Raw genomic sequence first — 25,867 nt, 5'->3', positions numbered from 1 at the left:
TCAGTCTCTGTCTTTTTTTAATCAAAACTTCAGTCTTTATATTAGAAGCTGAATTCAATTCTTGCAAACAAGAACCTTCCGCCTATACCATACTGGGAAACCTGTCTGGAATAGAAAAACTGGTTATCTGCTGTTAATGAACTTATTGCGGGGCTTTTAGAAGGCAAAATATTAAAGATATTATTACTTCCTACTGTTGCTGAAATATTTTTATTAAAATTATAGCCTACTGATAGGTCTGTTATCACGCGGCGGTTAAGGACGAAATGCTCTGTACTTCCTGTTACACCATCAAAGTTAGCATCCACAACATCTGCATCGGTCACTTTACCAAAGAAAGAATTACGCAGTACGAAAGTAAAGCCGGAAGCTCGCACAGTATTGCCTAATGTAGCTTTTACACGGGGTACAGCTTCTTCAAAATAGATTCTGTTCGGTTCTGAGAAATAATTATTGATCTGACTTACCAATTTAGGAGACGCGTGGATATCCCCGATTCTTTTAGTCTGATTAAAATTGATTCCCAGATTATTCTCCAGGGAAATTCCTGATGAGATTTTTGAGTTCTGGGAAATGGTGATATCAAGGCCTTTTGTCTGAGAATCTACTGCATTGGCAAAAAAGTTGGCAGCGCTGGCTCTTGCAAGATCAAAAGCATCCTGTAGAACGGCCTGATCCGAGCCAGGAGTAAAATTACCATCAGGGCGATAGAAGAGATCGGTCAGTACGACTCTGTCTTTGATCTTGATTAAATAAGCATCCGCTGTGAAAGTAAGGCTTAATGCCGGAATCTTCCAGGTAATTCCTGTACTGTAGGATTGTGAGGTTTCCTGTTTTAATTTTGGAATACCCAATGCCTGTGCAGCCTCAGAATTATTTCTGAAAGTACCCACCTGCGTTGTCTTCCCCTGCTGAATCAGCGTAGAGGTAGAACTGTAATAGATTTGTGCTAATGAGGGCGCTCTGAACCCAGTAGAAACAGCTCCTCTCCAGTTGAGATTGGAAGCCAGTTTTACATTGGTTGCCACCTTATAATTGAATGTAGATCCGAAGTCTGAATAATTCTCATACCGTACAGCTCCTTCCAATAACCATCTATCGGTAATTTCCAGTTCTGCATCAGCATAAGCTGCAATACTGTTTCTGTTTCCGGAAACTGCATTTTCAGGACTGAAGCCGGGGAAAACCTGAGCACCTGCGGGTCTTACACTTCCAAAAAAATCGGTTACTTTTTCATTTTCAGGGGTTTTGGCTGTTACTACCCGGCCATAGATATCGTAGGAAGCATAAGAGTTTTCTTTTCCGGCATTTACTTTATAATTCTCGTGTCGGTATTCACCACCAAACGCAATGTTCAACCCTTTCAGAACATCATATTTCTTAGAGAAATCAAGGTTGACAGTATTTTGTGAGAATTCAGATCCTCCAGCATCAAAGGTTCTTGGAGAACTATCTGTAAGTGATGCATTAAAAGTATTGACAACACCAAAACCGAAAACATTTTTCCCGAATGTGTTACTGAAATCCACATTCCAGCCATCCCATTTTCCTTTAATTCCGGCTGCAAGGGAATAATCATTTACAGTGGCTTCAATCTGAGGCAGATATCCGTTGGGAGTAACTGCATTGATATTCCTTTCATTATTTGGAAGCCTGTAAAATCCTCCTGCATTACCAAGACGGTAACTGTAGCCACCAAATGAATAAACCTTCCAATCCTCATTTACAGGAATTTCAGAATTGAAGAAGAGCTGTCCGGACTGCAGTTTAGACTGCCCTGCTCTCAAACTGAAATCTTTTCTCTCCAATCCTCTGTAATTAAGCTCCTCAGAGGTAAAATCTTTACCCAATATTTTTTGAAGCTCAGAAATGCTGTTTGCCCCGGAAATCTGAGATTGAAAATCAGGTGCAAAATATCCAACCTTAGTTGCATACTGTTTAATGGTATTGATGATTTGCTGAGTATTGGAAGTATTGGTAATGTTTTTATACAAGCCGTCAATATTCACTCCATCCTGTAATGCCCGGTAATTAATGGCATTATAGGCGTTGAAAATATCTCCTTCCCTCACTCCTGCTCTGGAATAAGGATCACGGTATTGGGCGGAACCGGTAACATTAAAAAATCCGGTTTTACCTATTTTAGTGCCATAATTAAGGTCTACAGAAACAGTCTGTCCGTCTACCCCTCCGGAGAAATTATTGGCAACAGGTGAAGCATATCCCCCTAAGAATACCTGTCCGGAAAATCCCAGCCTTTTTTTCAGTCCGAGGTTTAGCACCCCCGCAATGGCATCAGATCCATACTGGGCAGCAGCTCCATCCCTTAAAACTTCTATTTTTTCCAATGCAAAAGCAGGAATAGCATTAAGGTCGGTTCCCACAGAACCTCTTCCCGGCGTAAGGGTAACATTAATCAGTGAAGACTGATACCTTCTTTTTCCGTTGAGTAATACCAAAACCTGATCCGGTCCTAATCCTCTCAACAGTGCCGGATCCACAAAATCAGTTCCGTCATTTACAGTATGTGATGTGGATGAAAATGAGGGTACGATATAGTTTAAAGCCTGGCTGATATTATTCGTCGGGCTCTGTTTTAAAATTTTAGATATATTAATGATGTCCACCGGAACAGGAGTATCGGTCAAAGATCTTCCGGAACCCCTTGATCCAAGGATAACCACATCTTCTATTTTCTTCGATTGTAAAGTGTCCGTCTGTGCGTAATAAAATGAAGAAATAAGCACGATAGAAGGAATAAAAATTCTTTTTTTGAAATTATGCATGTTTGTTGTGTACTTTTTTGTTGATGAAATTTGTTTTTTAAGCAATACAGATCCTGTAGCCCTAAATTGTAAGGTTACCATAGAATTCGAAATGTTTGTATTATTTTTTAGAAATAGAAAAGGCTAGAAACAACAACACATGCGCATGTAGAAATGGCATGAGAACATATCAGAGTAATGAAGGCTCACTTCATGATCTGAAGAATAAAAAATTACTGATGGAATGTGATTTCCCTTGTCTTTAAACATTTGATTTTAACTTTAAAACAAAAATTCAAGATGGGAGTAATGATAGAATGATAAACATTTTTTCCGGAAGATCCGGCTTATCGATTGCAGCACCTTGCTTGTTTTTGCAGGTTGCTATCCCATCTAGAGATTCTTGATAATTACCTGGCAAAGATATAATTATTTCCGAAATAAAAAAAATTTAGCCTAAATTTTCGATTTTCAACATTTTAGCGTAACAAATTATCTTTTTCAGCGTCTAACCGGATAACAGTAAAAACATTATGAAAAAAACAATTTTCGCTTTATCCTTATTAAGTTCTGTTCTTATTTTTTCTCAGGAAAAAAATAAGAAACCTCAGGAAAAGCAAATTGAAGGCGTAGTCATTACCAAAACTAAAAAAGCCGTTGAACAAAAAGCAGACCGTACTATTTTTGACTTTTCTGAGCAGCCTCAGCTGAATAACGGAAACGTTCTGGAAGGAATTAAAAAACTTCCGGGACTTGTATCTACCGATATTGCCGGGATGATGTATCAGGGAAAAATGCTGGAAGTATATCTTAACGGAAGACCTCTGAACATCACTTCCAATGAATTGAACTCCTTCCTTGAAGGAATGCCGGCCAATTCCGTAGAGAGAATTGAAGTGATCACCCAGCCAGGTGCTGAGTTTCCGGCAACTTCCGGAGGTGCCATCATGAATATCATCACCAACAAAAATGCAAATAAATATTTAACCGCTACGTATTCAGGGAATTATTCTTTTACAAATTACGACAAGTATAGAAGCAGAACGACCAACTCCGTTAATTTAAATGCCAGAAATAAATATTTCGGATGGCAGCTGAATGTTGGGCAGAATTACCGTGAAAGTATGCTGAATGGCCAGCAGGATGAGCTTCTAACAAGCCATACCGATAGATACGCACGCGGATATTTTGCAAAATCCGGATTAACTTTTGATCTGGGACAGGACAGGTTATTATTGAACTACGATATTTATCACAATAATAATGACAACTATACTTTAAGTGACGGGCATGGAGATTTACCGTTCAAGAGAAACCCGAAGGATTTACAAGAAGCTTTTTATACTTCTTCTGACGTTGCCCATACCAATAATTTAAGACAGGAAGCAGTTGTAACCTATCAGAAGCGTTTTGCTGACAAATCTCAAAAACTGGATTTCCAGTTTGGATATACAAGATCAGACAGCAAATTTTCTCAGGATAATTACTTTCAGGATGGAACATTTGTAGCTTATCCCAATGAGCCTCTTGATAGCCCTACCAATGGATTAAAGGATATTCTGAATAATAAATCTGTGATGAATATTGCCAACTTCAAAGTAGATTACGCACAGCCGATCAAGCTTCTTGATGGTGGGAAAGTAAGTTTTGGAGGATTATATGAAAGGCAGGATTATGATACAGAAAGTTTTGGACTGACCAATCTGGAATATCAGAGACAGACTGCTTCTACGTATTTGGAGTTCCAGGCTAAACTGAAAAAGTTTGATTTCACGTTGGGATCCCGTGCTGAAAATTATGATATTTCAGGGATAACAAGGTATTTTGATAAAGATACAAAACTGGTGGAAGCTGATTTGATTCCTTTTAATAAGTTTAAGCTGTTCCCGAACGCAAGTGTACAGTATAACATGATGAATCAGGTTTATATTGCCGCGAATTACAACAGAAAAATCAGTCTGCCAAGTATTTCTGCCCTGAACCCGAATAACGTAACATTCTCCGGACCTAGTACAGAAGTAAATGGTAACCCGAATCTACAGCCTACTATTTTTGATAATTATGAATTGAAAATATCAGCTTTTGACTATGCGTTTATCGGGTATAGCGTAAGCTCGGCAAGCAATCAGGTAGCACAGATCATCCGAAAAGACGGAAGGAAACTCTTCAATGAGCAGGTGAATATTTCCAATATGAAAATTCACAATTTCAATGTGGGGCTACCGGTTCCTTTTATGATTTTCAGTAAGCCTTTGAGTGAAATCATGAAATTTAATTTCAATCCGGATAAAATTAACTTCATGTATTTATATGCAGGATATCAGAAGCATGAAATTGATAATCTGAACAATAAAGGGTTCTGGATTTTCAATATCATGACTCAGATTATTTTGCCTAAAGACATCAAACTGACAGCCAATTACAGCTATCTGACTCCAAAGGCAGGATATTTCTACTTTACTGCAGAGAAACCGTTCAACAACTCTTTTGATATTACATTGACGAAGAAGTTTATGAACAACCGTCTGACACTTTCGGTTTTTGCAAACGATATTTTCAACGGACAGGTGATGCAGGTACGTTCTAATCCGCCATCAGGAAATCCGGTGATGATCTACAGCAAATACGACACAAGAAATTTCGGACTTTCCATCAATTATAAAATTCCGACGAGAAATAAATTGGCGAAAGAAGATCCGAATATTTTAAATCAGACCAAAAAAGAAGATACCGGAGGCGTAATGCAGCAGGCACAATAATCCTTCTTTGTAATAAAATAAAAATAGGCGGTAAATAATTACCTCCTATTTTTTTGCAGGTAAGTTTTGGCTAAAGCCAATGGATGGTTTTATAAAATTAAAACGGGCTAAAGCCCGTTCCTATTGATATGTATTACTAATAAAATCGTGTTATTTGTGAAAACATTTGTGACATTAGTATTTACAATTACATCAGAAATCTACCGTCTGAAATCTCCAGTTCAGCGTGTCTACCAATGTCAACTGATTTAAACTTACCGGAAGATCTGTTATGATTTTTAATACCTGAAGCGCCATCATACTGCCTATCATTCCGGGAAGAGCTCCCAAAACGCCAAGACTGTCACAATCCGGTACATCCTCATCGAAAGGCGGTTCCGGGAAAATATCTCTTAAGTTTTTACTTCCGTTATGATTAAACACAGCAACTTGTCCTGAGAACCCTAAGATACTTCCGTAAACCAGAGTTTTATTAAGTTTTACGCAGGTATCATTTACCAGGTATCTCGTTGAAAAATTGTCTGAACCATCAATAATAATATCATATTGAGCAAGGATTTCCTCAGCATTATCATTATTAATTTTTCCTTCAATTCCTATGAATATAACCTGATGATTGAGTTCTTTTACAAAGGTTTCAGCGCTTTTCACTTTGGATAATCCCACTCTGTTTTCGGTATGGACGATCTGCCGGTTCAGATTATGAAGTTCAACCTCATCAAAATCTGCAACACCTAAAGTTCCTACTCCTGCTGCGGCCAGATATTGAATAACAGGACTTCCCAAACCTCCTGCCCCGATGACAAAAACTTTGGATGACCTTATTTTCTTTTGTCCTTCCAATCCAATCTCATCAATAAATATCTGCCGGCTGTACCGGGAAAAATAATCTTCTTTCATAATTATCATTGAACCATTAAGATTCTTTAAGCTTTTAAGAATAGTTAAGTTGAGCTTCGCTTGAAAAAGCTGTCTTAAGAATCTTAGATTTTTCTTAATTCAGCTTCATCTCTTCAAAATCCTTTGGTTTTAAAATTTTAAAATCCACTGTAAACAGAGTCCCAGTCTTTCATTACAGGATCATAGCCTGCTTTTTTGATCATTGTTTTAATCTCTTCCATACTTCGTTCGTCGCTGGTTTCAAACTGTTCTAAAGATTCTTTATCCACTGCATAACCACCAGGATTTGTTTTTGAACCCGCACTCATAGCAGTTGCTCCCAGAGAGACAATATTGTTTCTGAACACTTCATTTTCTCTGGTAGATATGGAAATCTCAAGGTCTTCATTCCAGATTCTGTAAGCACAGATCAGTTGAAGAAGATCTTTATCTTCCATGATAAAATTGGGTTCAATAATTCCTTCAGCAGGTCTGAGCCTAGGAAAGGAGACAGAAAACTTACTTTTCCAGTATTGTTTCTGAAGATAATCAATGTGTAAGGCATTGAAAAAGCTGTCTACTCTCCAATCTTCAAGCCCAAGTAGAACTCCCAGCCCTATTTTATGAATTCCTGCTCTTCCTATCCTGTCGGGAGTTTCCAGACGGAAATGGAAGTTGGATTTTTTACCTTTCGGATGGTACTCCCTGTAAACATCCTGATGATAGGTTTCCTGATAGACCAATACGGAATGCACCCCTTCTTCATGAAGCAGTTTGTATTCATCTTCCATTAAAGGCTGAACTTCGATGGAAATATTGGAAAAATGTGGCTTTAACTTACGTACAGCATTCTGAAAGTAAGGAACTCCCACTATTTTATTGGCTTCACCACTTACCAGCAATACATGACTCACTCCCATTGATTTCAGGACTGATGCTTCAATCATCAGCTCCGTATCGGAAAGGGTTTTTCTTTTCAGATTGTTATCAAGACTAAATCCGCAGTAGGTGCAGATATTCTGGCATTCATTGCTGAGATACAGCGGTGCATAAAGCTGAATGGTTTTTCCAAATCGTTTTTGAGTAAGCATCTGCGTCATTCCTGCCATAAGTTCCAGTTCCTGAGAGGCAGCTGGTGAAAGGAGATTCAGGAAATCGTCCAGAGTTTTATTTTTTTTCTGAAGACTGTATCTTACATCTGCCAGACTTACTTTTTCAAGCTTATTCTTCACCTCATCCCACTGATAGTTTTCAAAAACATCTTTAAAGCTTTTCATAATCCTGATTATTCAAATAAAAACGAAGTCAGCGGACTTGAAGCTTCAGCATGACTTGAAATGGCTCCCAACCCTGACTCAAAAGCTCTTCTTCCGGCAATCACTCCTTCTTTAAAAGCGACAGCCATATTCAACGGATTTCTGGCTACAGCAATGGCAGTATTCACCAAAACGGCGTCAGCCCCCATTTCCATGGCTTTTGCGGCATCTGAAGGTGCCCCGATTCCGGCATCTACCACTACAGGAACGTTGCTCTGGCTGATGATTATTTCAAGAAAATCCTGTGTTTTTAGTCCTTTATTCGTTCCAATAGGCGCTCCCAATGGCATTACCACTGCGGTTCCTGCATCTTCAAGTCTTTTGCACAGAACCGGATCGGCATGAATGTAAGGCATTACAACAAATCCTAATTTCGCCAGTTCTTCAGTGGCATATAAGGTTTCAATGGGGTCCGGCAGTAAATATTTCGGATCGGGATGAATTTCTAGTTTTACCCAGTTGGTTTCCAGTGCTTCTCTGGCTAATTGAGCTGCCAATACGGCTTCTTTGGCAGTTCTGGCTCCGGAAGTATTAGGAAGAAGATGAACATGGGTTTCTTTTAATGAGTCAAGCAGGTCATCTTCATTGGATTGGGCATCAATCCTTTTCAGCGCCATCGTTACCATATTGCTTTCTGATGCGATAACAGACTGCACCATATCTCTCATACTTCCGAATTTTCCTGTCCCTAAAAACAGTCTGGATTCAAAAATTCTTCCTGCTATTTCTAATTTCTGATTGTTCATATCATTACTTTTTTTAATTCGTTAATAATAGCGGGCTGCCTGGTAATAATTCCTGAAACAGCAACGCCATAAATCCCGATTTCCTGTAGCGGTAAAATATCTTCAGGATTAACGCTCCCGATGGCAAATATTTTAGGGATCTCTATTGATTTATCTTTTAACCCGTCAATGATATGCCGGTATCCTTCAAATCCAAGGACAGGACTTAACTTTTCTTTCGTGGTGGTAAATCTCAATGGTCCCAAACCAATATAATCACACGATTCTTTGATTCTCCTGATCACATCTGAAAGGGTATTAGCTGTCCCGCCAATAATTTTGTTTTTTCCAAGAATCAGTCTTGCTTCATCGACAGAACAGTCATCCAATCCTAAATGTACTCCGTCAGCATCTATTTCTTTAGCGATCTGTACATGGTCATTGATGATACAAACCGACTGATATGCTGAGCAAAGCTGTTTTGAAATTTCACAAAGACTGATTAATTCATTTTCAGGCGCATTTTTCCATCGAACCTGTACCCATTTGATTCCATTATCCAAAGCGTTACGGATATGCTTTTCCTGTTCCTGTATTGTATTTCCCTGTGATATGTATTGTAATTTTTCCATGTTTTTATGAATGCGTTCCCAGTAAAGAGGAATTGCTTTTTAAAAATTTTTCGATGTATAATTTTCCATTCCAGCAGGCCGTTTCCATATTTTTCCCCTTCGCAAGTTCTGCTGTAATGGCTGAGGATAAAACACAGCCGGAACCATGCTTTGGAAAATAGGTTGTATTCCTTTCGGCTGGAGCTAAAAGAATCTCTTTTCCGTTTTCAACTAAAATATCTGTGCCCAAATGATCTTCTCTATGTCCTCCTTTGATCAGCAATGCGCATTGATGAGTATCAGGTAACAGATGATTTCCCTTTAAAACACTGTATTCGTTATAATTAGGTGTAATCAAACTGAGTTTATGAACAATTTTTTTTAATTGATGAAGAGTTTCAAGATCAAAAAAATTAAAGTCCGAAGTGCTTTTCAGAATGGGATCCCAAACGATTTTCACTTCAGAATTATTCTTTTGAACTGTTTCTACAATTTTGCTTAAAAAATCTGCATCTTTCACAATTCCAATTTTCACTGCTGAAACGGAATAGTTTTCCATCAGCACCTGAATGGCTTCAATTATTTCATCTATGGGACGCCATTCCAGGCTTAAGCACTTGGAAGCGGTCTGTAATGTTAATGCCGTACACACTCCCAATCCCATTACTTTTGAATGTTCAAAAGTTTTACTATCTGATAATAAGCCTGCTCCACCACTGGGATCAAAGCCTGCAATGCTTATGACATAAGGACGTTCCTGCATTTTCTGAATACTTTTAAAGGTTCTTCACTTTCCCAGATCGCACCCAATAGGGCTGCTCCATCGATATCTGATTCGAAAACTTCATGAATATTATCCTGATTAATTCCTCCAAGGGCTATCAATTTGACATCCGGATTGTTCCGATGTTTTACTTCTTCTTTAATGGTAGAATCCAATCCATATCCTTTTTTGGAGATACTTGGAAAGAATGGACTTATGAAAGCATATTCCCATACTTTATCCAAAGTATTGTAGGTTGTGATATCGTGCACTGAAGTTGAAATTATATTTTCTTCCGCGAAAGTTTTAAATGCTTCTTCTTTCCGGTCGATTTCCCTGAAATGAAACCTTGAGATCTGATATTCCTTTCCAAGATCGTAATGCGTATGCAGTACAAGCTGTGAATGAAAAGCGTCATCAATTTGGGTGATAAATTCAATCATTTCATTTCTGTTTGCTCCTGGTTTACGGATGTGAAGCAGGTCAAGACCTTCCTGAAACATCTGATTAATAAGATCAGTTTCGTTCGGAACAATCAATTCAGGAGTGATAACGAGGATCATATATAAATTTCTTTTCCTTTTTCGATGAATTCCTGTGATTTATCCAGCATCCCTTTTTCTGCAGATTCACGGATTTCCTGAGTGATTTTCATCGAACAGAATTTTGGTCCGCACATGGAACAGAAATGAGCAATTTTTGCTCCTTCTGCCGGAAGGGTTTCATCATGATATGCTCTTGCTGTTTCCGGATCTAATGAAAGATTGAACTGATCTTCCCATCTGAATTCGAACCTTGCTTTACTTAATGCATTGTCTCTGTATTGTGCGCCCGGATGTCCTTTTGCTAAATCTGCCGCGTGGGCTGCCAGTTTATAAGTGATCACCCCAACTTTGACATCATCCTTATTCGGAAGTCCCAAATGTTCTTTTGGAGTTACATAGCAAAGCATCGCACATCCAAACCATCCGATCATTGCTGCTCCGATCCCTGAAGTAATATGATCATAACCCGGTGCAATATCCGTTGTTAAAGGACCTAAAGTATAAAATGGCGCTTCATGGCATTCTTTCAGCTGTTTATCCATATTTTCTTTGATCATATGCATTGGTACATGCCCAGGTCCTTCAATCATTACCTGTACATTATGTTTCCAGGCAATTTTAGTGAGTTCACCTAAAGTTTCCAGTTCTGCAAACTGCGCTGCATCATTGGCATCTGCAATAGATCCCGGACGAAGACCGTCTCCCAGAGAGAAAGCTACGTCGTATTTCTTCATGATTTCACAAATCTCCTCAAAATGGGTATACAGGAAACTTTCTTTATGATGAAATAAGCACCATTTTGCCATAATCGATCCTCCTCTGGATACAATTCCGGTTACTCTGTTGGCTGTCAGATGAATATATCTTAGTAAAACTCCTGCGTGGATGGTAAAATAAGAAACTCCCTGTTCAGCCTGTTCAATCAAAGTATCTCTGAAGATTTCCCATGTAAGATCTTCAGGAACACCTTTTACTTTTTCCAATGCCTGATAGATTGGAACGGTACCAATCGGAACCGGACTATTTCTGATGATCCATTCTCTTGTTTCGTGAATATTTTTACCGGTTGAAAGGTCCATAATGGTATCTGCTCCCCATCGGCAGGCCCATACTGCTTTTTCCACTTCTTCTTCAATACTGGATGAAACGGCACTGTTTCCGATATTCGCATTGATCTTTACCAGGAAATTTCTCCCGATAATCATCGGCTCGCTTTCCGGATGGTTGATGTTATTGGGAATAATAGCTCTTCCGGCAGCAATTTCGTCTCTTACAAATTCCGGGGTGATTTTACTTTTGGGAGTATTGGCTCCAAAACTGTGTCCCGGATGTTGAAAAGCCATTTCTTTAGACACTGATTCCAGCTGTTCTATTCTTTGATTTTCCCGGATCGCCACATATTCCATTTCCGGAGTAATGATTCCCTGTTTGGCATAGTAAAGCTGGGTCAGTTCTTTGCCATCCTTTGCCACTTTGGGTTTATGATCATAAGAAAACCTCAGTTCGTCAAGACGTGGATCCGCCAAACGTGCTTTTCCATATTCAGATGTAATTCCGTCTAAGATATTCACATCATTTCTATCCAGAATCCATTGTTCTCTGATTCTTGGAAGCCCTTTCTGAATGTCAATTACTGCATTTTCATCGGTATAAGGCCCCGAAGTGTCATAAATGGTTACCGGAGCATTATGTTCAAAGCCGCCATTGGTCAATTTTGTGGGGCTAAGCTGTATTTCACGCATGGCTACATTGATAGGATGTAATTTTCCTTCAACATAGATTTTCTTTGAGTTCGGAAATGGCGAACATGTAATGGAGTGAGCCATAAGTATTGGTATTAAATATGAGAATTAACCGCCCTGAGTGGCAGTAATGATTAACACTGAATCGTTATTGTTTAGGATGGTTTCCGCCCAGACAGACAGGGGAATAATGCGATTGTTGACAGCTACAGCAATACCTTTCTTTTTTCCAGGCAGCTCAATAGCCAGTAATGCTTCCAGGTTGGCAGGAAGTACATCAAATGTTTTTCGGGTGTGGTTGATTATAAGTTCCATTCCTAATAAATTAAATATACTTTAGGAATGGCCATTATTGTACAATAGAATGTACAGTAAAAGTCATCTACTTTTCCCTACGCTGGTATGATCCAGATCAGGTTCAAAGGGTAAAGTCTCAGTCTGTTAGTAACAGACACCCCTAAAGTTTGAGACGAAGTTAGACATTTTTTTAGAATGGGCAAAATCTGAAATGATATTAAAGAAAAAGTCCGTCTCAAAATTGAGACGGACTTCACTTTTATTTTAAATAGTCTTTAATAAAAAACCTTCAAGCTTCCATCAGAATTATATTGATTAGTCCAGTTTGATTGACTAAGAAAAAATTCGGAGCTATAAGGTTTAAATTCTTTTGAAATTTTTCTCTGAGGATTATTTTTTGATAATGAAAAGTAGAAATACTCTTCAAAAATACCCAATTTCTTAAATGGATTTTGTGCAGAATCAAAATTATCCAATGTAATTTCATTCGTAATATAAGCATCAATATTATTATGCCTTTCAGTTTTAACTGCCTTTTCTAAATTTCCTGAGGTGTTATAAATAAACTTTTCTACGTAAGTCAAAATATAATCTTGCGGATCAGTTGGATCATATGGAATATTAGGATATTCAGTTAAAATCTCAGTTAACTTTCCTGAAGCATCATATGTATAGGTCAGATACTTATCCATATATGAATTATTAACCTGTGGAATAACTACTTTAATAACTCTACCTTGATTATCAAATTCAAACCTTCTTTCCTTCAACTGAACAGTGAAACCAGGGTCAGAGCTGTAATCTTTCATAATTGCTGTATTTCCTGTGTAGGTTACCGCTGTATAAACAGATTTTGAATAAGCATAAGGAAATCCCGTACCTCCGGAATGTTCCAGCTTTCCTCCTATTTTTTTTACAATTCTTCCCTGAGCATCATATTCGAACATATAATTTTGTTCCGATCCATTAAAGGCAGGTGACAAAACCGGATAATTCCACGATATTTTACTGGTATTTTCAGGAGTCGTCTGTTGTGAATGATCAACTGGTAATTCATCATTGTCTGAACAAGATGTCATAACCAGCAATGTGGCAAATAAAAGTGATTTGAATTTCATGGTATAGTTTTTTATGATGTGCTTATTCTTCACAAGCTTTCCAAACCGCATCATTCTGCGGAACAGGAGCTATAATTTCAATGTTTTCTTTGGTAACGGGATGAATAAATTCCAGCTTTCTGGCGTGAAGATTGATTCCTCCGTCAGAATTGGAACGTGGTGCTCCATATTTCAGATCACCCTTAATCGGAACTCCGGTCTTGGATAGCTGTGCTCTGATCTGATGATGTCTTCCGGTTTCAAGGTCAATTTCCAACAACAAATAATTGTCTAATGTTTTGATCACATGATAAGTCAGGATTGCTTCTTTGGCTCCTTCCGTTGCTTTCGGAAAAACAATGGCTTTATTATTTTTTTCGTTTTTCTTTAAATAATGAATCAGCCTCTGGCTTTGCGGGATCATTTCTTTTCCTACAACGGCCCAATATGTTTTTTTCACTTCCCGGTTTTTCACCATCTGCGTCAAACGGGAAAGCGCTTTGGATGTTTTTGCATAGATCACCAGCCCGGAAGTTGGGCGGTCTATACGATGAACCAAGCCGAGAAAAACATTTCCCGGCTTAGCATCTCTTATTTTTATAAAGTTCTTGATGGATTCTAATAGTGATTCATCGCCGGTCTTATCGCCCTGTACAAGCTGACCCACCTTTTTATTAATCACCAGAAGATGATTGTCTTCATATATAATCTGCTCCTTCATACCTCTTCAGTCTATCTTCTTCTGTTGGATAATGACAGGATAATCCCTGCCAGAAGGCCTACCGTTTTAACAGCTGAAAGTTTTGAGCCTTCCGGAATAAACGCTCCGAATACACAGATAGCCGCTGCAGCATACATGGCATAAACAAAATTCTTATTGGTAAGCAATGGAGCCTGAATAAAAAAGCTTGCTCCAATCAGAACATAAAATACTTTTCTTGAAAGCAAATGATTAATTTCCGGGGAAAATAAATTAAACCATCCCACGGCCAGACAAATCAAAGCTGCAATAGATAATATTCCCTGGATAGATTGTTGGTTCTGCATGGATTAATAACTTTCGTTTTCGTTTGGAAATTCTACATTTTTCACATCTTTCACATATTGAGAAACGGCTCCTGTAATTTCTGTGTAAAGGTCAAGGTATCTTCTTAAGAATTTCGGGCTGAAACCTTTGTTCATTCCCACCATATCATGATACACCAAAACCTGTCCGTCGCAATCTGCACCGGCACCGATTCCGATGGTTGGAATAGAGATGCTTTCAGTTACTTTCTTAGCTAAATCAGCAGGAATTTTTTCCAACACAATAGAAAAACAGCCAAGTTCTTCCAAAAGCTGTGCATCAGCAATCAGTTTTTCAGCTTCTGCTTCTTCTTTGGCTCTTACTTTATATGTTCCAAATTTATAAATGGACTGTGGCGTTAATCCCAAATGTCCCATTACCGGAATTCCGGCATTGATAATTTTTTTGATTGACTTGGAGATTTCTTTTCCACCCTCAATTTTTACGGCATGCGCTCCACCTTCTTTCATCATTCTTACCGCAGATTCCAATGCTTTTTCAGGATTACTCTGATAAGTTCCGAAAGGTAAATCCGCTACCACCAAAGCTCTGTCGGTTCCTCTTACCACACTTTGCGCATGATAGATCATTTGATCCAGCGTAATAGGCAATGTGGTTTCAAAACCAGCCATTACATTCGCTGCAGAGTCTCCAATTAAAATAGCATCTACTCCACCAGCATCTACCATCTTGGCAGTGGTAAAATCATAGGCTGTAAGCATTGTTATTTTCTCCTTGTCGAATTTCATTTTACGCAAGGTTTCAGTCGTAACTTTTTTAATTTCAGAGTGAACAGACATAATTTATCTATTTTTAAAAGTTAAAAAGTCGGCCTTGAGCCGACTTAAGTTTTTGTATGATTTATAAAACTACGTGACCGAGTTTCATGAGTTTGTCGTGATTTAAGATCTTGATATTTCTTCCGTCCACTTCAATCAGACTATCCTGTTTGAATTCCGAGATCAGACGGATGGCACTTTCCGTAGCAGTACCGATAATGTTGGCAATTTCTTCTCTCGTTAAGGAGATTTTAATAAAACCTTCAGGATCTACACCCAACTTCTGTTCAAGAAGCAGCAGAATTTCTGCCAGTCTTTCTCTTACTGTTTTTTGTGCAAGGAAAGTAATGGTGTTGGAAGATTCTCCTAATTCATAAGAAATTTTCTGAAGCATTACGAAGGACAGTTGTGGATCTACTTCCAGAAGATACATAAAGATATCTGCAGGTAAGAAAACACATTCAATATCTGTCATTGCTTCTGCTTTGGCCTGGAAGTTTTCCCCACAAAGCAAAGAACGATAGCCGATGATATCTCCTTCTTTGATAAATCTTAAAATCTGATCTTTCCCGAAAGCTCCTGATTTTGAAAGTTTGGCAGCACCTTTTTCCAGGACAAACACTCCTTTTGGAGTTTCCCCATCCTCAAAAATAGTTTCATGTTTCTGAAAACTCAGTTTCTTTTTGCCATTAATATATTTTTCAAAATCTGCGCTAGAAAGTCTTTCTTTAAATGATTTATCATTAAAAACTCTGGCGAACCTCTCTTCAATTGCTATCTGTTGTTCCTGCGGCATTTTATATGATATTTATCACAAAAATAGAACTTTTTAACGCGATAAACAAAAAAAATTGTTATAATTTTGTAGTTCAATATTTTATGGGGTGAGCGAGAACTGTTTTCATTGTGGTCAAGGTATAGAAAAAGAGAGAATTTTATTTGATGAAAAGACTTTCTGTTGTAATGGATGTAAATCCGTTTACGAAATTCTAAATTTAAATAATTTAAGCAATTTCTATGAGCTTAATAAAGGAGCAGGAATTCGTCCGAATGATGAAAATTCTACTCAGTTTGATTACCTGGACACGCCGGAAATCTTCGAAAAAGTGACTGATTTTTCTGAAGGAAGCACCAGCCTTGTTACCTTTAAAATCCCTGTAATACACTGTTCTTCATGCATCTGGCTACTGGAAAGTCTGCATACGTTAAATAAGCATATCAAATATTCTCAGGTTAACTTCACAAGGAAGACTTTGCAGATTTCATTCAACCATAATGATCTGAAATTGAGCGAACTTGCTAATTTCTTAACCAATCTGGGATACAAACCTGTTATCAGTCTTGAAACTGCTGAAAAAAACGTAGACCACCTTGATAAATCTTTGCTGGTAAAATTTGCTATTGCAGGTTTTGCCTTCGGAAACGGTATGTTTCTCGCCTTTCCCGAATACGTAGGAGGAGAAGATTACTGGATGGAACATTACAAGGGGCTTTTCAGAACACTGATGTTCTTACTGGCATGTCCTGTAGTATTTTATTCGGCTTCAGATTATTACAAATCCGCATGGTACGGATTAAAAAATAAAATCGTCAACATAGATGTTCCTATTGTACTGGGAATTTTTGTTCTTTTCGGGAGAAGTATCTATGAAGTGGTGACGGATTACGGTCCGGGATATTTTGATACCCTTTGCGGTCTTCTTTTCTTCATGCTGATGGGGAAAATTTTTCAGAAAAGAACGTACAGTGCTCTTTCTTATGACCGAGACTACAAATCGTTCTACCCAATTGCCGTAACGAAGGTAGACTTTGAGGGAAAACAGGAAAATATCCTTCTTTCCGCAGTAAAAGTAGGAGACAGAATTTTAGTTAGAAATCAGGAAATCATTCCGGTAGATGCGATTCTTATTAACGGAGAAGGAAATATCGACAACAGCTTTATTACCGGAGAAAGTGAAAGCATCAGTAAACAGCCGGGCGATAAAATCTTTGCCGGAGGTAAGCAGATCGGGTCATCTCTGGAGCTGGAAGTTATTAAAGATGTAGACCAGAGTTACCTTACTCAGCTTTGGAATAAAGAAGCTTTCAAAAAACATGAAACCGGGCTGGATACATTGACAAACAGCATCAGTAAATATTTCACATTCATCATTTTAGGTATTGCTCTGGCTGCTGGAATCTATTGGGCATTTATTGATTTGGAGAAAATGTTTCAGGTTATTTCTGCCATTCTGATCATTGCATGCCCTTGCGCACTTGCACTGTCTGCGCCGTTCACTTTCGGTCACATTATGAGGATTTTAGGCCGAAATAAGTTTTATGTTAAAGATACTTTAACGATTGAAAAAATCGCGAAACTTGATACGATTGTTTTTGACAAAACAGGAACCATTACACACAGAAAGAAATCAAACATCAAATACGAAGGATCTGAGATCAGCGAATTTGACTCTTTGAATATCAAAACTTTATTAAAAAATTCCAACCACCCGCTTTCAAAATCATTGTACGAATTCATAGAGGTGAACGATGAATATTTCCCTGTAGAGAAGTTTGTTGAAATTTCAGGAAAAGGATATGAAGCCAGCGTGAGAGGAAACCTTTATAAAATTGGTTCCGCCCGTTATAACAACCAGGAACCTAAAAATCTTGAAACAGCCGTTTATATCAGTAAAAATGGAGAATACCTGGGTAAATTCATCTTTAAAAACGAGTATCGTCCAAGACTGAAAGAACTTTTCACTAAACTTACCCACTACAAAATATTTATCCTGAGCGGAGACAACTCTTCAGAAGAAAACCAGCTTAAAGAGCTTATTCCGAATTACAAAGGAATGGCCTTTAATCAAAGCCCGGAAGACAAACTGAACTATATCAAATCCCTTCAGGATCAGCACTTAAAAGTGGCAATGCTTGGAGACGGGCTTAATGATGCAGGAGCCTTAAAACAAAGTAATGTAGGAATCGCCATTGCTGATGATACAAACAGTTTTACTCCATCTTCTGATGTCATTATGAACGGAGATAAAGTAGTTACTCTTGACAACTATCTGAATGTTTGCAAGGGTTCCATCACGATTGTGAAAATGACATTTATAATCAGTTTTCTATACAATATTGTCGGTTTAAGTTACGCTGTTACAGGGCATATGCATCCGCTCTTCGCAGCAATCATTATGCCAATCAGTTCGATCACAGTGGTTACCTTTACTACAGTTTCAACCTGGATTTTAGGTCGTAAATATTTCAAAAAACAGGCGTAAAAGCCCTTATTTAGACTGATTTTAAATTAGCTGAAATCAGCATTTCGTGATGAATGTCATTATTTTTCACTAAATTTGAACCCCGAAAATAGGTTAATTTTGTTGTCCAATGGATATTCTATATTTAATGATCCTCTGCAGTGTTTCTTTGGCTGCGATTTTCTTGGTCGTATTTATAGTGTATGCCCGAAAAGGACAGTTTGAAGATGATGAATCTCCGGCTGTCAGAATTCTTTTTGATGACGAAAAAGTAGAAGAAAAAGATGAAACCGGCAACAAAAATAAAGACGAAAAAGAAATAGGAGAAAATAATAAAAATTGAGAAAAATAGTGAATAGTTGATATGGAAACACAGAAGTTTAGTTATGACAATAGTATTGTCCGTGCGTTCCTTTATGCGACCTTAGTTTTCGGTCTCATCGGATTTACGTTCGGGCTTACGGCGGCATTAATGCTTTTCTACCCTGAATTACCTGAATTCTTTTTCGGGACAGATGACACAACCATTAAAAGTTTGGCATCGGGTAATATTGAAGGGTTAATAAACACTCATGGTGCATTTGGTTTTGGTAGAATCAGGATGCTGCACACCAATACCGTAATCTTTGCATTCGTTTGTAACATCGTTTACACGGGTATTTATTACTCATTACAAAGATTATTAAAAACAAGAATGTACAGTGACACCTTGTCTTGGCTACATTTCTGGACCTGGCAGTTTATGATCGTTGCTACGTTCGTTACCTTCTTTATGGGGATTAATACCTCTAAAGAATATGCTGAACACGAGTGGCCGATCGACATATTGATCGCATTCTCATGGATCATTTTTGGTATCAATATGTTCCTGACTATTTCTAAGAGAAGAGTGAGACACCTTTATGTAGCCATCTGGTTCTACATCGGTACCTGGATTGCAGTAGCAATGCTTCACATCTTCAACAACCTTGAAGTACCTTTATCTTTCACGGGCTGGAAATCTTATTCAGCATATGCAGGGGTAAAAGATGCTATTGTACAGTGGTGGTATGGACACAATGCGGTTGCATTCGTATTGACGACTCCGGTTCTTGGTTTAATGTATTACTTCCTTCCGAAGGCTGCAGACAGACCGGTATTCTCTTATAAACTGTCTATTATTCACTTCTGGTCATTAATTTTCGTATATATCTGGGCTGGTCCTCACCACCTTCAGTATACAGCTCTTCCGGCTTGGGCTCAGGCGGTAGGAACAGGTTTCTCTATCATGCTTATTGCACCATCCTGGGGAGGTATGTTAAATGGTCTTCTTACACTAAGAGGAGCATGGGATAAGGTAAGAGAAAATCCTATCCTTAAGTTCTTCGTAGTAGCTGTTACATGTTATGGTATGGCAACGTTTGAAGGACCGCTTTTGGCAACTAAAAACATCAACAAAATTGGTCACTTTACAGACTGGGTTATCGGTCACGTACACTTAGGAGCTCTTGGATGGAATGGTTTCATGGCATTCGGGGTTATCTATTACCTGGTACCAATTATGTGGAGAACAAAACTTTGGTCTGTAAAATTAGCTAACTGGCATTTCTGGTTAGGTACTTTAGGAATTATCTTCTATGCAGTTCCAATGTATATTTCAGGATTTACACAAGGATTAATGTGGAAGCAATTCAACCCGGACGGAACATTATTATGGAAAAACTGGCTGGATACGGTAACTGCAATTATTCCTTACTTCAAAATGAGATTCGTAGGAGGTCTATTCTATATCTCAGGATCTATCCTGATGATTGTAAACGTAATCGCTACAGTAAGAAAAGGATCATTCCAGAAAGAAGTTCCTGCTGAAGCTCCTGCGTTGGCAAACATCAGTAAAAACAGAAAAGAAGGAGAAGGTACTCACCTTTGGCTTGAAAGAACTCCGGTATTATTAGGTATCCTGTCTTTCATCACAATATCTATCGGTAGTTCAATTGAAATTATCCCTACACTATCTCTTAAGAAAAGTGTACCTACGATTTCTGCCGTGAAGCCTTATTCACCGCTGGAACTTGAAGGTAGAGATATCTATATCCGTGAAGGATGTAACGCTTGTCACTCTCAGATGATCAGACCGTTCAGAGATGAGATTACAAGATTCAACGGTAAAAACGGACAATACTCCAAAGCTGGAGAATTCGTATACGACAGACCATTCCTATGGGGTTCTAAGAGAACAGGACCGGATTTACATAGAGAAGGTGGTAAAAACCCAAGTTCTTGGCACTACAAACACATGTATAACCCAAGATCTACTTCTGCTGGTTCTATCATGCCACGTTACCCTTGGTTAATTGCTACTGACTTAGACAGAACTAAGATGGTAGACAAGATGAAGCTGATGAAGAATGTGTTTGATGTACCTTATACTAAGGCTGAAATCGATTCTGCAGACAAATGGGCTAACAACCAATCGGCAAAAATTGTGAAAGATATCTTCTCTGAAGCTAATGACCTTAAGCAGGCTTATGCTAAGAGACCTCAGGGAGAACTAGAGAAAAAAGAAATTGTAGCTCTTATTTCTTATCTTCAGAGATTAGGTACAGATATCAAAACAACTGAAATCAAAACAGCAAGTAATAACTAAAAAACATTAAAAAGTTCATACTATGATTCCTCAGAACTTTAAAGATATATTATCCAATACTGAAAATGCTGGCTTCTACCAGACACTGGCTCTGATTTTCTTTATGCTGTTCTTCATAGCTTTAGTAATCTATGTTTTTAGCAGACCTAAAAAATATTACAAAGAAGAAGAAGAGGCACCTCTTGGGGATGATGAAGATGACGATTTTAATTTAAAAAATTAAACTATTTTTTATGAAACAAAGAACACCTGTTGTTATAAACATCTTAATAATAATCGGACTTTTAATAGTTTTTTATTATTTATTTGTACAGAGCTACGCGTTCCTTTCTTCACCTTACTTCTGGGGAACTGTTGTGATCGCTGGTATCCTGGCTTACATTCATGGAGCTATCGGAGACCTTATTGAGAACAACAAATTCAAGAAATTATCTCCTGAGGAAAAGGCAGCTTATTTAGCTGAAAAGAAAGTTCCTTATTTCAAAAGATTGTACCAAAGTGCATTCAAAAAGCAATCTGCTTCTGAAGAAAAGGATATCCTTATCGACCACGGTTTCGACGGAATCATGGAGCTGGATAACCAATTACCAAAATGGTGGGTAGGTTTATTCTATTTTGGGACCGCTTTTTGTATTGTATATATTGCAGCTTACTCTTTCACAGACTTCGCTCACCCGTTAAGCGAATATGAAAAAGAATATAAAGAGCAGTTAGCAAGTATTGAAGAATATCAGAAATCTCAGCCTCCTGTAACGATTGAAACAGCTAAGTATTCAGCTGATAACATTGCAGAAGGTAAAGAATTATTCAAAACAAACTGTGCATCTTGTCACAAAGAAGACGGTAGTGGAGGTATCGGACCTAACCTTACTGATAACTACTGGATCAACCAGCCTGAGAAAACGTTATTCAAAAACGTATTCCATATGGACTGGAATGGTTCTCCTACTAACCCTGCCATGAGAGCATTCGGTAAAAACGGAGAAGTTTCAGGTGCAGAGATTGAGAAGATTGCAGCGTATGTATATCACATCAACCAGGAACAACCACCAGTGACTCCGGCTCAGGGAGGAGCAGCTCCTCAGGGAACTGAAGCACATTGGGAAAAAGAATAATTTAAAAAATTAGAAAACATATGAAAAAAACATAATTTGTTATTAGATTAAAATAGTAACGAATTATGTTTTTTCTTTTTTAAAACCTATTATATATGTCAGACATAGAAGATATAGAAGTACGCGGCGGACAGGGACAGGTTCTGGACCCTGAGACTTACAGAGATTCTATAGGGACAATGGAGCAATCCGGAAAAAGAAAATGGGTCTTTCCAAGAAAACCTAAAGGAAAGTACACCAACTATAGAAATATTGTAAGTTATTTACTATTAATTATTTATTTTACATTACCGTTCATCAAAATCAATGGTAATCCATTGCTGATGTTTAATGTAATCGACAGGGAGTTTTTCATTTTTGGACAGCCTTTCTATCCACAGGACTTTTTTATCCTTACTTTAGGTGCTATTGCCTCTTTGATCTTTATTATTGTTTTTACGATTGCGTTCGGAAGAATTTTCTGCGGGTGGATCTGCCCTCAGACAATTTTTATGGAATCGATATTCCGTAAAATCGAATACATGATTGAAGGTGACAGAAATAAGCAGATGAAGCTGGACAGGCAGGAGTGGAACAGTGAGAAGATCTGGAAAAGAAGTTTGAAATGGACTATTTATGTCATCATTTCACTCATTATTACCCACTTTATGTTTATGTATATCGTAGGATATGAAGAAGTATTTAAAATTGTTGGGGAAGGGCCATTTGCACATCCTACTAATTTTATTGTAATGATTCTTCTTACCGCAGCATTTTACTTTGTATTTGCGTGGTTCAGAGAGCAGGTTTGTACATTGGTTTGTCCTTACGGAAGACTTCAGGGTGTATTGATCGATAAAGATACTATCAATGTTTTCTATGACTTCAAAAGAGGAGAAAACAGAGCAAAATGGAGAAAGGGCGAAGATCGTAAAGCTGCAGGAAAAGGTGATTGTATCGACTGCCATCAATGTGTTGTGGTATGTCCTACGGGAATTGACATCAGAGACGGACAACAGCTGGAATGTATCAACTGTACCGCATGTATTGATGCCTGCGATGAAGTAATGGAAAAAGTAGGCCTTCCGAAAGGATTGATCCGGTATGCATCTGAAAATGAAATTGAGAAAGAAACTCAGTTCAAGTTTACAGGAAGAATGAAAGGGTTTTCAATATTCCTGTTATTTCTTGTAGGATTCCTGGGATATCTTCTTTACAGCCGTGGCGAGATGGAGGCTAAATTCATCAAACCTGCGGGAAGTACATTCTTTGTGAGAGACGGTAAAATTACCAACACTTATAATTATACCTTCCTTAATAAAACGAACGAGAAAAAAATCGTTACCATCAAAGTAATAGATCCTGCACATGGTGAAATTACGTATAGTGCATCAAGTAAGATTCAGGTAGACAGAGATAAAATTTCCAAAGGAACGATCAACATCAGCTTCCCGGAAAATGATATGAAACTCTCTAAACAAAATATTACTATCGGTGTTTACGATATGAAAGGTAAGCTGATTGATTCATACCAGACTTATTTTGAAGGACCTTTTAAACTGCAATTTTAATTAGAAAAGAATGAAGAACTTTAGTTGGGGACATGGTGTTGTAATTGCACTATTAGCATTTATAGTTTTTATATTATCCATGATGTTTCTTTTCCCGAACGGACAGAAGAATTCTGAAATGGTAACCGATAATTATTACGAAGAAGAATTGAAGTATCAGGATGTGATTGACGCTAAGAAAAAAGCAGATGACCTGCAGGAAAAACCTGTATACAGCCAGGATACCAAAGGCATTACCATCACTTTTCCAAAAGAATATAATAATTCTAATACTACGGTAAAATTTGTTTTAAACAGAACCGACGACCAGAATTTAGACATTAAAAAATCTGTACAGCTTGATGCCAGCCAGTCTTTCACCATTCCTGCACAGGTATTGAAAGTAGGAAACTATACGTTAAGATTAAGCTGGACAAAAGATAAAACAGACTACCGAATGGATTATGACGTGATATGGAAATAGGACTTATTGTATCGGCTATTGCTTTAGGCTTTGCTTCCGGTTTTCACTGTATCGGAATGTGTGGCCCTATTGCTTTATCGATGGGATTAACCAAAAAACAAGCTGCCAATTTCTATCTTCAGAACCTTACCTACCAATTCGGAAGAATTTTCACCTACTCATTATTAGGTGCTCTTCTGGGGATTATCGGGCAGGGATTTGAAATGGCAGGATTTCAGAAATATCTTACAATTACTGCCGGGGTTCTTCTGATCATTATGGCTGTATTTTCATTTGGTGGAAAAGATTTTGCTTCAAAAATTCCTTTCCTATCCAAGTTTCTGTACAGTGTAAAAATGAATTTAGGAAAATTACTTCAGAAAGCAGATTACCGTTCAAGATTCTCTACAGGGCTTCTTAATGGTTTTTTACCATGTGGAATGGTTTATATGGCACTTACCGCCAGCCTTGCAGGCGGAGGAATATGGCAGGGAGCTTTATATATGGCTTTATTTGGATTGGGAACCCTTCCGTTCATGTTCGCTATAGTTCTGGCCGGAAATCTCATGAATCAGGCCTTCAGAGTAAAAGTTTTAAAAGCAGTTCCTGTGATTATGATTATTTTGGGAGGATTATTCATTCTAAGAGGTCTTGAGCTGGGAATACCGTATGTTTCTCCGAAAGCAGAAGCTATGACGATTATGAAAGATCCAAATGGAGCTGTTAACTGTCATTAATCCGTATTTTAAATAAACCATGAAGAAAATTATTGTCTTATTTCTGATAGGCCTTTTCACATTGCAGTCCTGCAGTGTGAATTCTGAAATTGTTTATCACAAAGATGCCGTTTCCACTTCTGTCACCGATATCGATATAAAAGAATTTATGTCGGAAATGATGGCAATGACACCGGATTCCTTAAAGCAGAAAGAATTCGGAGAAATGGATAAGCTTCCGACTACCTGGACAAATATGTATGATCTTGCCAAACAGGAAGGAAAATTGAAAACTGAAAATCCGGATTCGATTCGGATTATGAAAAAGGTCTTCATGAAATCAACAAAGGAAGATCAGAAGCTGGCTGGATTTTCTTTCAAAATGGAGCATTTTACTGCGGAAGATTATCAGGCTCTGAAAAACTTCACGAAAACTGAAAAAATGCCTCTGGATCAGAATATTTACAATAATTGGGACGGAAAGACTTTAACGATTAATACAGATAATTTTAATCTTAAAAGTATTGAAGAGGCTATCAAAACCAAAAGCTCAAAAGAAGAAGCTGAGAAAGTAGCTGGAATGATGATGATGTTTTTCAAAAATATAGGAACTACATTAAAGTTTGAAAATAAAATAAAGTCAATTTCAGGAAAGCATGACTGGGTGAAGCAGATTGATGATCATTCAATAAGAATAGATTATGATCTGAAAGCTATCTACGATAATGATACAAAACTTAAAAACGAAGATAAAAAGATTATCATCGTTACTGAATAAAACAAAGACCACCGGATTATGGTGGTCTTTTTATTGTTACTAAAAATAGATTAA

General features: G+C 37.9%; 24 protein-coding genes and 2 riboswitches. Of the genes, 10 read left to right on the top strand and 14 right to left on the bottom strand.

Annotated elements, in window-relative coordinates:
* Positions 1-41 precede the first annotated feature (41 nt).
* Complete coding sequence (locus tag ACLI50_RS20020; RefSeq protein WP_343639393.1) at positions 42-2,786, bottom strand: TonB-dependent receptor plug domain-containing protein; 2,745 nt, start codon at positions 2,784-2,786, stop codon at positions 42-44.
* Between the two features lie 296 nt (positions 2,787-3,082).
* Positions 3,083-3,180: riboswitch (SAM-I-IV-variant riboswitch) on the bottom strand.
* Between the two features lie 118 nt (positions 3,181-3,298).
* Between ACLI50_RS20020 and ACLI50_RS20015 the strand changes: the two genes are divergently transcribed.
* The gene (locus ACLI50_RS20015; RefSeq protein ID WP_411414496.1) at positions 3,299-5,524 is read left to right on the top strand and encodes an outer membrane beta-barrel protein; all 2,226 of its coding nucleotides are present in this window, start codon (positions 3,299-3,301) and stop codon (positions 5,522-5,524) included.
* Between the two features lie 192 nt (positions 5,525-5,716).
* Here ACLI50_RS20015 and ACLI50_RS20010 read toward each other — a convergent pair whose 3' ends face one another.
* The 13 genes from ACLI50_RS20010 to ACLI50_RS19950 form a co-directional block, all read right to left on the bottom strand.
* On the bottom strand, positions 5,717-6,433 hold the full coding sequence (locus ACLI50_RS20010; RefSeq protein WP_411414495.1) for a HesA/MoeB/ThiF family protein: 717 nt from the start codon (positions 6,431-6,433) through the stop codon (positions 5,717-5,719).
* Positions 6,434-6,561: 128 nt separating this feature from the next.
* Entirely contained in the window at positions 6,562-7,680 is a 1,119-nt protein-coding gene (thiH, locus tag ACLI50_RS20005) for a 2-iminoacetate synthase ThiH (protein WP_411414494.1), read from the bottom strand.
* 8 nt (positions 7,681-7,688) lie between these two features.
* The gene (locus ACLI50_RS20000) at positions 7,689-8,465 is read right to left on the bottom strand and encodes a thiazole synthase (protein ID WP_202839961.1); all 777 of its coding nucleotides are present in this window, start codon (positions 8,463-8,465) and stop codon (positions 7,689-7,691) included.
* On the bottom strand, positions 8,462-9,076 hold the full coding sequence (locus ACLI50_RS19995; protein ID WP_202839963.1) for a thiamine phosphate synthase: 615 nt from the start codon (positions 9,074-9,076) through the stop codon (positions 8,462-8,464). Before ACLI50_RS19995 ends, ACLI50_RS20000 begins: the two co-directional genes overlap by 4 nt.
* A 4-nt stretch (positions 9,077-9,080) precedes the next feature.
* Positions 9,081-9,818, bottom strand: a complete 738-nt coding sequence (locus ACLI50_RS19990) for a hydroxymethylpyrimidine/phosphomethylpyrimidine kinase (RefSeq protein ID WP_202839964.1) — start codon at positions 9,816-9,818, stop codon at positions 9,081-9,083.
* Positions 9,794-10,381: a thiamine phosphate synthase gene (locus ACLI50_RS19985; protein WP_202839966.1), complete on the bottom strand. Its 588-nt coding sequence runs from the start codon at positions 10,379-10,381 to the stop codon at positions 9,794-9,796. The genes ACLI50_RS19990 and ACLI50_RS19985 overlap by 25 nt, the downstream gene beginning before the upstream one ends.
* Entirely contained in the window at positions 10,378-12,189 is a 1,812-nt protein-coding gene (gene thiC, locus ACLI50_RS19980) for a phosphomethylpyrimidine synthase ThiC (RefSeq protein ID WP_343639377.1), read from the bottom strand. The genes ACLI50_RS19985 and thiC overlap by 4 nt, the downstream gene beginning before the upstream one ends.
* A gap of 24 nt (positions 12,190-12,213) precedes the next feature.
* A complete protein-coding gene (gene thiS / locus ACLI50_RS19975) occupies positions 12,214-12,420 on the bottom strand; it encodes a sulfur carrier protein ThiS (RefSeq protein WP_227942644.1) in 207 nt (68 codons plus the stop codon).
* 57 nt (positions 12,421-12,477) lie between these two features.
* Positions 12,478-12,574: riboswitch (TPP riboswitch) on the bottom strand.
* 103 nt (positions 12,575-12,677) lie between these two features.
* A complete protein-coding gene (locus tag ACLI50_RS19970) occupies positions 12,678-13,520 on the bottom strand; it encodes a hypothetical protein (protein ID WP_411414493.1) in 843 nt (280 codons plus the stop codon).
* A gap of 22 nt (positions 13,521-13,542) precedes the next feature.
* A complete protein-coding gene (locus ACLI50_RS19965; protein WP_411414492.1) occupies positions 13,543-14,220 on the bottom strand; it encodes an RluA family pseudouridine synthase in 678 nt (225 codons plus the stop codon).
* Positions 14,221-14,231: 11 nt separating this feature from the next.
* A complete protein-coding gene (locus tag ACLI50_RS19960) occupies positions 14,232-14,546 on the bottom strand; it encodes a hypothetical protein (RefSeq protein WP_047377337.1) in 315 nt (104 codons plus the stop codon).
* 3 nt (positions 14,547-14,549) lie between these two features.
* Positions 14,550-15,365, bottom strand: coding sequence for a 3-methyl-2-oxobutanoate hydroxymethyltransferase (gene panB, locus ACLI50_RS19955; protein WP_110009902.1), 816 nt, complete (start codon positions 15,363-15,365; stop codon positions 14,550-14,552).
* Positions 15,366-15,426: 61 nt separating this feature from the next.
* A complete protein-coding gene (locus ACLI50_RS19950; protein ID WP_047424695.1) occupies positions 15,427-16,140 on the bottom strand; it encodes a Crp/Fnr family transcriptional regulator in 714 nt (237 codons plus the stop codon).
* An 88-nt stretch (positions 16,141-16,228) separates the two neighbouring features.
* On the opposite strand from ACLI50_RS19950, the gene ACLI50_RS19945 reads away from it, so the two are divergent.
* The 9 genes from ACLI50_RS19945 to ACLI50_RS19905 all read left to right on the top strand — a co-directional run bounded on the left by ACLI50_RS19945 (position 16,229) and on the right by ACLI50_RS19905 (position 25,813).
* Positions 16,229-18,607 (top strand): heavy metal translocating P-type ATPase, encoded by a 2,379-nt coding sequence (locus tag ACLI50_RS19945; RefSeq protein ID WP_343639367.1) that lies wholly within the window; start codon positions 16,229-16,231, stop codon positions 18,605-18,607.
* A 109-nt stretch (positions 18,608-18,716) separates the two neighbouring features.
* Entirely contained in the window at positions 18,717-18,929 is a 213-nt protein-coding gene (gene ccoS / locus ACLI50_RS19940; RefSeq protein WP_110009904.1) for a cbb3-type cytochrome oxidase assembly protein CcoS, read from the top strand.
* A 21-nt stretch (positions 18,930-18,950) separates the two neighbouring features.
* A complete protein-coding gene (gene ccoN, locus ACLI50_RS19935) occupies positions 18,951-21,212 on the top strand; it encodes a cytochrome-c oxidase, cbb3-type subunit I (RefSeq protein WP_076595424.1) in 2,262 nt (753 codons plus the stop codon).
* Between the two features lie 22 nt (positions 21,213-21,234).
* The gene (locus ACLI50_RS19930; protein WP_002983870.1) at positions 21,235-21,435 is read left to right on the top strand and encodes a cbb3-type cytochrome oxidase subunit 3; all 201 of its coding nucleotides are present in this window, start codon (positions 21,235-21,237) and stop codon (positions 21,433-21,435) included.
* Positions 21,436-21,445: 10 nt separating this feature from the next.
* Positions 21,446-22,327: a cbb3-type cytochrome c oxidase N-terminal domain-containing protein gene (locus tag ACLI50_RS19925; protein ID WP_062676011.1), complete on the top strand. Its 882-nt coding sequence runs from the start codon at positions 21,446-21,448 to the stop codon at positions 22,325-22,327.
* A 95-nt stretch (positions 22,328-22,422) separates the two neighbouring features.
* Positions 22,423-23,877 (top strand): cytochrome c oxidase accessory protein CcoG, encoded by a 1,455-nt coding sequence (gene ccoG, locus ACLI50_RS19920; protein WP_411414491.1) that lies wholly within the window; start codon positions 22,423-22,425, stop codon positions 23,875-23,877.
* A 10-nt stretch (positions 23,878-23,887) separates the two neighbouring features.
* On the top strand, positions 23,888-24,340 hold the full coding sequence (locus ACLI50_RS19915) for a FixH family protein (RefSeq protein WP_227942648.1): 453 nt from the start codon (positions 23,888-23,890) through the stop codon (positions 24,338-24,340).
* Positions 24,331-25,056 carry a sulfite exporter TauE/SafE family protein gene (locus ACLI50_RS19910; RefSeq protein ID WP_227942649.1) on the top strand — a complete coding sequence of 242 codons (726 nt, stop codon included), beginning with the start codon at positions 24,331-24,333 and terminating at the stop codon, positions 25,054-25,056. The genes ACLI50_RS19915 and ACLI50_RS19910 overlap by 10 nt, the downstream gene beginning before the upstream one ends.
* A gap of 19 nt (positions 25,057-25,075) precedes the next feature.
* Entirely contained in the window at positions 25,076-25,813 is a 738-nt protein-coding gene (locus ACLI50_RS19905) for a hypothetical protein (protein ID WP_411414490.1), read from the top strand.
* The last annotated feature ends 54 nt before the right edge of the window (positions 25,814-25,867 follow it).

Source organism: Chryseobacterium cupriresistens (assembly GCF_046614675.1).
GTDB classification, from domain to species: domain Bacteria; phylum Bacteroidota; class Bacteroidia; order Flavobacteriales; family Weeksellaceae; genus Chryseobacterium; species Chryseobacterium cupriresistens.
Note: the sequence above shows the minus strand (reverse complement) of the source record. Positions and strands in the feature narration are given on the sequence as shown.

What these genes read in the sequence shown, in the direction of transcription:
- ACLI50_RS19950 (WP_047424695.1), bottom strand. Translation starts at nt 16,140, where the DNA reads ATGCCGCAGGAACAACAGATAGCAATTGAAGAGAGGTTCGCCAGAGTT.
- thiS (WP_227942644.1), bottom strand. Translation starts at nt 12,420, where the DNA reads ATGGAACTTATAATCAACCACACCCGAAAAACATTTGATGTACTTCCT.
- ACLI50_RS19910 (WP_227942649.1), top strand. Translation starts at nt 24,331, where the DNA reads ATGGAAATAGGACTTATTGTATCGGCTATTGCTTTAGGCTTTGCTTCC.
- ACLI50_RS19960 (WP_047377337.1), bottom strand. Translation starts at nt 14,546, where the DNA reads ATGCAGAACCAACAATCTATCCAGGGAATATTATCTATTGCAGCTTTG.
- ccoN (WP_076595424.1), top strand. Translation starts at nt 18,951, where the DNA reads ATGGAAACACAGAAGTTTAGTTATGACAATAGTATTGTCCGTGCGTTC.
- ACLI50_RS19970 (WP_411414493.1), bottom strand. Translation starts at nt 13,520, where the DNA reads ATGAAATTCAAATCACTTTTATTTGCCACATTGCTGGTTATGACATCT.
- panB (WP_110009902.1), bottom strand. Translation starts at nt 15,365, where the DNA reads ATGTCTGTTCACTCTGAAATTAAAAAAGTTACGACTGAAACCTTGCGT.
- ACLI50_RS19995 (WP_202839963.1), bottom strand. Translation starts at nt 9,076, where the DNA reads ATGGAAAAATTACAATACATATCACAGGGAAATACAATACAGGAACAG.
- ACLI50_RS19905 (WP_411414490.1), top strand. Translation starts at nt 25,076, where the DNA reads ATGAAGAAAATTATTGTCTTATTTCTGATAGGCCTTTTCACATTGCAG.
- ACLI50_RS20015 (WP_411414496.1), top strand. Translation starts at nt 3,299, where the DNA reads ATGAAAAAAACAATTTTCGCTTTATCCTTATTAAGTTCTGTTCTTATT.
- ACLI50_RS20020 (WP_343639393.1), bottom strand. Translation starts at nt 2,786, where the DNA reads ATGCATAATTTCAAAAAAAGAATTTTTATTCCTTCTATCGTGCTTATT.
- ACLI50_RS19930 (WP_002983870.1), top strand. Translation starts at nt 21,235, where the DNA reads ATGATTCCTCAGAACTTTAAAGATATATTATCCAATACTGAAAATGCT.
- ccoS (WP_110009904.1), top strand. Translation starts at nt 18,717, where the DNA reads ATGGATATTCTATATTTAATGATCCTCTGCAGTGTTTCTTTGGCTGCG.
- ACLI50_RS19985 (WP_202839966.1), bottom strand. Translation starts at nt 10,381, where the DNA reads ATGATCCTCGTTATCACTCCTGAATTGATTGTTCCGAACGAAACTGAT.
- ACLI50_RS19990 (WP_202839964.1), bottom strand. Translation starts at nt 9,818, where the DNA reads ATGCAGGAACGTCCTTATGTCATAAGCATTGCAGGCTTTGATCCCAGT.
- ACLI50_RS20010 (WP_411414495.1), bottom strand. Translation starts at nt 6,433, where the DNA reads ATGATAATTATGAAAGAAGATTATTTTTCCCGGTACAGCCGGCAGATA.
- ccoG (WP_411414491.1), top strand. Translation starts at nt 22,423, where the DNA reads ATGTCAGACATAGAAGATATAGAAGTACGCGGCGGACAGGGACAGGTT.
- thiC (WP_343639377.1), bottom strand. Translation starts at nt 12,189, where the DNA reads ATGGCTCACTCCATTACATGTTCGCCATTTCCGAACTCAAAGAAAATC.
- ACLI50_RS19925 (WP_062676011.1), top strand. Translation starts at nt 21,446, where the DNA reads ATGAAACAAAGAACACCTGTTGTTATAAACATCTTAATAATAATCGGA.
- ACLI50_RS20000 (WP_202839961.1), bottom strand. Translation starts at nt 8,465, where the DNA reads ATGAACAATCAGAAATTAGAAATAGCAGGAAGAATTTTTGAATCCAGA.
- thiH (WP_411414494.1), bottom strand. Translation starts at nt 7,680, where the DNA reads ATGAAAAGCTTTAAAGATGTTTTTGAAAACTATCAGTGGGATGAGGTG.
- ACLI50_RS19965 (WP_411414492.1), bottom strand. Translation starts at nt 14,220, where the DNA reads ATGAAGGAGCAGATTATATATGAAGACAATCATCTTCTGGTGATTAAT.
- ACLI50_RS19915 (WP_227942648.1), top strand. Translation starts at nt 23,888, where the DNA reads ATGAAGAACTTTAGTTGGGGACATGGTGTTGTAATTGCACTATTAGCA.